We start from the raw sequence: 7,295 nt of genomic DNA, 5'->3' as shown, positions 1-7,295 counted from the left end.
TACAGAGAAATGTGCGAAAACCGCTTGCTATTTCAAGGGTTCAGAGTGATATATGTACCTACCAAAAACAAAGGAGGTTTTCGCACATGGAAATCAGATACAATGTGACGGGCAGCGAGAGAAAAAGATTGGCGGATTACATCGCCGGGTTCCTTGGCTGCGAAAAGAAGTACCTTGGCGTACCAAGCTACGCCTATAGAGTAGGCTACATGGAAGTCAGCAAGGACGGTACGGTCAGCTTCGATGACAGAGCCGACAGCGAGGAAATTGAGGCTTTGCTGGAGGAGCTGGAGCAGGAGGGTTTCCATGCGGAGCCTTCGTTGCCGCAGGATGGCGAGGAACAGCCCTTCGAGGAGGTATCCGAAGCCGCCGACACTGCGCCACAGGAAACAAATGTGGAGCTTACGGTGGAAATCCCGCTGGATAAGATAGCGGTGGGCAATCTCAACAGGCTGCTGGATGCCAAAGGCGGCCTGATCAAAAAGGCTCTCGGCGTGGATGCTCTGCCCATCGAAATCCTGGAAGACCGGGTGGCATTCCCCTGGTTTCCTGAGATGCCGGACGCTGATGCGGTCAAGGTCTATACTCATTTCATCTCCGCACTCTGCGAGATGAGCAGGAATGCCAAGCGGGTAACCGTCACCGAGAAAAAGGTGGACAACGAGAAGTACGCTTTCCGCTGCTTTCTCCTGCGGCTTGGATTTATCGGAACAGAGTATAAGACAGAACGCAAAATCCTGCTGAAGAATCTAACCGGTTCCTCGGCTTTCAAGAACGGGGGTGTGAGCCATGAAGTTTCCGAGTAGAGAGATTGTGGAAAGCATCCGTCAGGAGTACCCTGCCGGCACCCGTGTGGAGCTGGTGCGGATGGACGATCCCCAGGCGCCGCCTATCGGCACCCACGGCACTGTGCTGGGCGTGGATGATATCGGCTCCATCATGGTCGCCCGGGACAATGGCGGCGTCCTTTCCGCAGCATTCGGAGAGGACCTGTGCCGGAAGGTCAACGGCACACCTAATGGTGGTAAAAGGCTGTAAACTACACAATATCCTGCGGTCATCTTTGTGTAATATATAACGCGGAATGAACTTGCTATTATCCTCTTTTAGAGCGAATATGTGTACACCGAAAGGGAAAACACACAGCCGCGAGGCAGAAAAACGGAGGATTTCAGAATGAACGAGAAAACAGCAAGGCAGATTGCAGAGATGAAGAACCAGACCATCGGGGTCGAGGTCGAGATGAACAGCATCACCCGCCAGAAGGCAGCGAAGGTTGCCGCCGCCTACTTCGGCACAGGCAGATACGAGAACACTGCCGGCCGCAACGGGTACAGCACCTGGTCAGCCTGGGATGCGGATGGGCGCGAGTGGAAATTCCAGAAGGACGTTTCCATTGCGGGGCCGGACGAGCAGAAATGCGAACTGGTCACCCCGATCCTGACCTACGGGGATATCGAAACCCTGCAGGAGCTTTGCAGACAGCTCAGACACGCAGGAGCGAAAAGCGACGCCTCCAGAGGATGCGGCGTCCACATCCACATCGGGGCGCAGGGGCACACGCCGCAGAGCCTCCGCAACCTTGCCAACATCATGGCGAGCCATGAAAGCCTGATCGCCGAGGCGCTGAAGCTCGACCGGGGCCGCATGAGCCGCTACTGCCGCACGGTAGACCCACGGTTTTTGGAGCAGGTCAACCGCAGGAAGCCCCGCTCGATGGCGCACCTTGCGGACATCTGGTACACCAGCAACGGCGCAAGCTACGGCAGGAGCCACCACTACAACGACAGCCGCTACCATATGCTGAACCTCCATGCCACTTTTACCAAGGGTACGGTTGAGTTCCGGCTCTTCCAATTCGATGAGCCGACCGCAGAGCGCAGGGGCGGCATCCACGCAGGACAGCTTAAGAGTTACATCCAGCTTTGCCTTGCACTTTCCCAGATGGCAAAGGATGTGCGGACGGCAAGCCCCAAGCCCCAGCAGAACGAGAACCCCAAATACGCCATGCGCACCTGGCTCCTCCGCCTGGGCTTCATCGGCGAGGAGTTCGCAACGGCCAGAGATTTCCTGACCCACAACCTGACCGGGGACACCGCCTTCCGGCACGGCCGAGCCGCCGCTTGAAGGACACGCAGGAGTTAGCCTCCTCCCACCTTACCCCTGACCGCTTCGGCGGTCTTAAGGTGGTAGAAGGGTAACCCTTGCAGGGGCGGCAACCCCTCTGTCAGCTGCGCTGTCATCTCCCCTAACAGGGGAGTCTCCCTTCGGAAAGGATGGATACCATGAAAGAAAAAAGATACTACATTGCTTACGGCAGCAACCTGAATGTCGGGCAGATGCGGATGCGCTGCCCACACGCCACGATCCTCGGCACGTCCAACCTGAAGGGCTGGGAACTGCTATTTAAGGGAAGCAAGACCGGCTCCTATCTGACCATCGAGGAATGCGAAGGCGGCACGGTTCCCGTGGTGATCTGGGAGGTGACAGCTGCGGATGAAGCCGCCCTCGACCGCTACGAGGGATTCCCCAATTTCTACTACAAGAAGGATATCCGGCTCCAGTACAAGGGAATCCGGACAGGCAGGCGCAGAACGGTGACGGCTTTCGCCTACATCATGCATGAGGACCGGCCGATTGGAGTTCCCAGTGATTCTTACATGCACACCTGTATGGAAGGATATGACACCTTCCGTTTTGATAAACGGGTGCTGACAGCAGCCTATGAAAAATGCGAGGTGATCAGCCATGAGAGATAATTCCATTGCAAGACTGGCGGTTTGTCCACTTTGTGGAAGAGCTTACCACGGCGCTCCGGCACTTTCCAGAGAGGATAACAAGACGCTGATCTGTCCGGACTGCGGCACAAGACAGGCTCTTGCCTCCATTGGCATAGAAGCGTCCGAGCAGGAGCAGATTCTGGAGACGATCCACCGGCATACAGAAAATCCGTTCGCTTGAAAAAATCACAATATCGTTGTATGATGAGGGTGTCTTGATGAAGACAAATCGGGGTTTAGAATGAGGTGGATACAATGAGAAAAAAATTAGCCATAATCTTTTTAATAACTATGGTTTTATCATTATCAGCTTGTGGAAAGACACTCAAAGGCACAGATGAACTAATAGAAAAGGCAAGAGAAGAAATACCAATTTCTGATTCCGATACCATTGATATACAGTATGCGGGAATGTGCGGCAATGACAATAGAGCAATCGCTTGGTTTATCTCAGGAAACGAATATCAGAAGCATTATTATTTGCCTATGGAAGTTGAGGTAAAAGAGAATGCTACTGAATACACTTTTATTAGAACTCATAAGCCCATTGATGATAGAATCGGAGACATTGCATATATTCAATGGGGTGATGGATATGCGTTTATAGTAAACAATACAAACTGTAAAACTGTTAGATTTACAACTGGGAATGAAGTGTACGAAGAAGTAATCCCGGATGATACTTATCCGTATGTATTCTTCTATCTTTCTGACCATAAAAATTCCACTCTGCAATTTGAATTTTTAGATGCCAAAGGTAACGAATTAAAATGACGAATTCCAGTTTATCGACCTGATTTTTTAGCATCGGTTAGAAATAGCCGGTGCTATTTTTATGCCATTTTGGAGGTGGTGTCCATGCGGAAGCTGAAAAAATACAAGCCCACCAGGTTTATGGCGAAGACCTCGCACTACGATAAGGACGCCGCCGACTATGCGGTCATGTTCATCGAGTCCCTCTGCCATACCAAGGGTACCTGGGCGGGAAAGCCCTTTGAACTGATCGACTGGCAGGAGCAGATTATCCGCGACCTGTTCGGCGTGTTAAAGCCCAACGGCTACCGGCAGTTCAATACGGCGTATATCGAGATCCCCAAGAAACAGGGAAAGTCGGAGCTTGCCGCCGCTGTGGCGCTTTTGCTCCTCTGCGGGGACGGTGAGGAACGGGCCGAGGTGTATGGGTGTGCCGCCGACCGTAACCAGGCGAAGATCGTGTTTGACGTGGCGGTGGATATGGTGCGGTTCTGCCCGGCGCTCTCCAAGCGGGTGAAGATCCTGGAGTCTCAGAAGAAAATCACCTATCTGCCCACTAACAGTTCCTACCAGGTGTTGTCGGCGGATGTGGCGAACAAGCACGGCTTCAATACACACGGCGTCATTTTCGATGAGCTGCACACCCAGCCCAACCGAAAGCTCTTTGACGTCATGCTCCAGGGTTCCGGGGATGCCCGAATGCAGCCGCTGTATTTCCTGATCACCACAGCGGGCAACGACACCAACTCTATCTGTTACGAGGTACACCAGAAAGCCATCGACATCGCAGAGGGGCGAAAGGTCGATCCCACCTTCTACTCTGTCATTTACGGCGCCGATGAGGAAGATGACTGGACAGACCCCAAGGTGTGGAAGAAGGCCAACCCCTCCCTCGGTATCACGGTGGGCATCGACAAGGTCAAAGCGGCCTGTGAATCTGCCCAGCAGAATCCCGGCGAGGAGAACGCTTTCCGGCAGCTACGGCTGAACCAGTGGGTCAAGCAGTCGGTGCGATGGATGCCGATGGAGAAATGGGACGCCTGTGCGTTCCCGGTCTCCGAGGAGGATCTGGAAGGGCGCATCTGCTACGGAGGGCTGGACTTGTCCTCCACCACGGACATCACAGCATTCGTGCTGGTATTTCCTCCGCTGGATGAGGATGACAAGTATTACGTCCTGCCATACTTCTGGATACCGGAGGAGACCCTCGACCTGCGTGTACGCCGTGACCATGTTCCCTATGACCTGTGGGAACGCCAGGGCGTACTGATGACTACCGAGGGAAATGTGGTCCACTATGGCTACATTGAGAAATTTATCGAGAACCTCGGCGAACGGTTCAACATCCGTGAGATCGCCTTTGACCGATGGGGCGCTGTGCAAATGGTGCAGAACCTGGAGGGCATGGGCTTCACGGTAGTCCCCTTCGGGCAGGGCTTTAAGGATATGAGTCCTCCTACCAAAGAACTGATGAAGCTGGTGCTGGAGGAAAAGATCGCCCACGGCGGACACCCGGTGCTGCGGTGGATGATGGACAACATCTTCATCCGCACTGACCCGTCTGGCAACATCAAGGCAGACAAGGAAAAATCCACAGAGAAGATTGACGGCGCAATTGCCACCATCATGGGGCTTGACCGGGCGATACGCTGTGGCAACGATACAGGCACTTCGGTTTATGACAGCCGGGGCCTTTTGTTTATCTGAAAGGATGGTGATTCGATATGGGTATCTTTTCCGGGCTTTTCCGTTCCAGGGATAAGCTCCAGGATCGTACCACCGGGAGCGGCTATGCGTTCTACTTCGGCAGCACCACCTCCGGCAAAGCGGTGACGGAACGCTCCGCCATGCAGATGACGGCGGTGTATTCCTGCGTCCGTATTCTGGCGGAGGCTGTGGCAGGACTGCCATTGCACCTCTACCGCTACAAGGAGGACGGCGGTAAGGAAAAGGCGCTGGACCATCCGCTGTATCTGCTCCTGCATGACGAGCCGAACCCGGAGATGAGTTCTTTTGTATTCCGGGAGACGCTGATGACGCATCTGCTCCTGTGGGGCAACGCCTATGCACAGATTATCCGCAACGGAAAAGGTGAGGTCGTTGCCCTATATCCGCTTATGCCAAATAAGATGACCGTCAGCCGAGATGAAACGGGACAGCTTTATTACACCTATCAGAAATCGGTTGAGGAAGTACCAAAAACCAATGATTTTCTGGTAAAGCTACATCCATCCGATGTGCTGCACATACCGGGGCTTGGTTTTGATGGTCTGGTTGGTTACAGTCCCATTGCAATGGCGAAGAATGCTATTGGACTTGCCATTGCCACAGAGGAATATGGGAGTAAATTCTTTGCCAATGGTGCTCAGCCGAGCGGTGTTCTGGAACATCCGGGAACAATCAAAGACCCCCAGAGAGTACGTGAATCTTGGATGACTCAGTTCGGTGGCAGCGGTAATGCCAACAAGATCGCTGTTTTGGAGGAGGGGCTTAAGTATACACCTATTTCTATTTCGCCGGAACAGGCACAGTTCCTGGAAACGAGAAAGTTCCAGATAAACGAGATTGCTCGAATTTTCCGAGTACCGCCCCATATGGTGGGTGACTTGGAAAAGTCGAGCTTTTCTAATATTGAGCAGCAGTCCCTTGAGTTTGTGAAGTACACGCTTGATCCTTGGGTAATCCGCTGGGAGCAGTCCATACAGAGGCGGCTCTTATCATCGGAAGAGAAAAAGAGATATTTTGTGAAATTCAATGTAGAAGGACTGCTCCGGGGAGATTACCAGAGCCGTATGAGCGGGTATGCAACAGCAAGGCAAAACGGATGGATGTCAGCAAATGACATCCGGGAATTGGAGAACCTTGATCGCATCTCGACAGAAGACGGCGGCGATCTCTACCTCGTAAACGGCAATATGCTCCCGCTTTCCAAGGCGGGCACTTTTGCAGATACAACTACTGACCAAGGGAAGGAGGAAGAAGCTAATGAGTCAAACGAAGAAGTTCTGGGCGTGGAAGAACCAGGCGGACGAAGGCGGAACCGAGGTAAGGGTGCTTGAACTGTACGGCACGATTGCGGAGGAGAGCTGGTTCGATGATGACATCACTCCAGCGCAGTTCCGTGAAGAGCTGTTTGCCGGGAGCGGTCCCGTGACCGTGTGGATCAACTCGCCCGGCGGAGACTGCATTGCGGCAAGCCAGATATACACCATGCTGATGGATTATAAGGATGACGTAACTGTCAAGATTGACGGCATCGCGGCATCGGCAGCATCCGTCATCGCTATGGCTGGAACCGAGGTGCTGATGGCTCCTACAGCGCTCATGATGATCCATAATCCCGCGACCATCGCTATGGGCGACCACGAGGATATGCAGAAAGCCATCGAGATGCTGAATGAGGTCAAGGAAAGCATCATCAATGCCTACGAGATCAAGACCAGCCTGTCGAGGGCAAAACTGTCTCACCTTATGGATGCGGAAACCTGGATGAACGCAAACAAGGCTGTGGAGCTGGGCTTTGCGGACGGAATTCTCGAAGATGAGAAAGCCGCCGAGATTACAATTCCTGCCTATGCGTTTTCCAGAAAGACTGTGCAGGCGGCTCTGATGAACAAGATCAGCGCCAAGGTAAAACCCGTGCAGAAAGCGGATATACCCGCTCCTGCACAGACAGACACTCCGGCAGAGCCGGAAGAAGCAACGGGACGCTCGGTCGATGAACTGAAAGCGCGTCTCAACACCATCAAAAACTTTATTTAA

The 7,295-nt window shown here is 53.2% G+C and carries 9 protein-coding genes; all 9 read left to right on the top strand.

Features of this window, described 5'->3' with window-relative positions:
* Positions 1-86 precede the first annotated feature (86 nt).
* The 9 genes from B5F08_RS12430 (at position 87) to B5F08_RS12390 (ending at position 7,295) form a co-directional block, all read left to right on the top strand.
* Positions 87-806: a virulence protein gene (locus B5F08_RS12430; protein ID WP_087380079.1), complete on the top strand. Its 720-nt coding sequence runs from the start codon at positions 87-89 to the stop codon at positions 804-806.
* Positions 790-1,038: a DUF4314 domain-containing protein gene (locus B5F08_RS12425; protein ID WP_087380075.1), complete on the top strand. Its 249-nt coding sequence runs from the start codon at positions 790-792 to the stop codon at positions 1,036-1,038. Before B5F08_RS12430 ends, B5F08_RS12425 begins: the two co-directional genes overlap by 17 nt.
* A 138-nt stretch (positions 1,039-1,176) precedes the next feature.
* On the top strand, positions 1,177-2,127 hold the full coding sequence (locus B5F08_RS12420) for an amidoligase family protein (RefSeq protein WP_087380072.1): 951 nt from the start codon (positions 1,177-1,179) through the stop codon (positions 2,125-2,127).
* A 158-nt stretch (positions 2,128-2,285) separates the two neighbouring features.
* Positions 2,286-2,759, top strand: a complete 474-nt coding sequence (locus B5F08_RS12415; RefSeq protein WP_087380069.1) for a gamma-glutamylcyclotransferase family protein — start codon at positions 2,286-2,288, stop codon at positions 2,757-2,759.
* A complete protein-coding gene (locus tag B5F08_RS12410; RefSeq protein ID WP_087380066.1) occupies positions 2,749-2,961 on the top strand; it encodes a hypothetical protein in 213 nt (70 codons plus the stop codon). The genes B5F08_RS12415 and B5F08_RS12410 overlap by 11 nt, the downstream gene beginning before the upstream one ends.
* A 74-nt stretch (positions 2,962-3,035) precedes the next feature.
* Complete coding sequence (locus tag B5F08_RS12405) at positions 3,036-3,554, top strand: hypothetical protein (RefSeq protein ID WP_087380063.1); 519 nt, start codon at positions 3,036-3,038, stop codon at positions 3,552-3,554.
* 84 nt (positions 3,555-3,638) lie between these two features.
* Positions 3,639-5,240: a terminase large subunit gene (locus tag B5F08_RS12400; protein WP_204245206.1), complete on the top strand. Its 1,602-nt coding sequence runs from the start codon at positions 3,639-3,641 to the stop codon at positions 5,238-5,240.
* A gap of 17 nt (positions 5,241-5,257) precedes the next feature.
* On the top strand, positions 5,258-6,592 hold the full coding sequence (locus B5F08_RS12395) for a phage portal protein (protein WP_087380057.1): 1,335 nt from the start codon (positions 5,258-5,260) through the stop codon (positions 6,590-6,592).
* Entirely contained in the window at positions 6,519-7,295 is a 777-nt protein-coding gene (locus B5F08_RS12390) for a head maturation protease, ClpP-related (protein ID WP_204245205.1), read from the top strand. The genes B5F08_RS12395 and B5F08_RS12390 overlap by 74 nt, the downstream gene beginning before the upstream one ends.

Source organism: Anaeromassilibacillus sp. An172, assembly GCF_002160515.1.
Lineage (GTDB): Bacteria > Bacillota > Clostridia > Oscillospirales > Acutalibacteraceae > Limousia > Limousia pullorum.
This window is presented reverse-complemented; position numbering and strand designations above follow the sequence as displayed.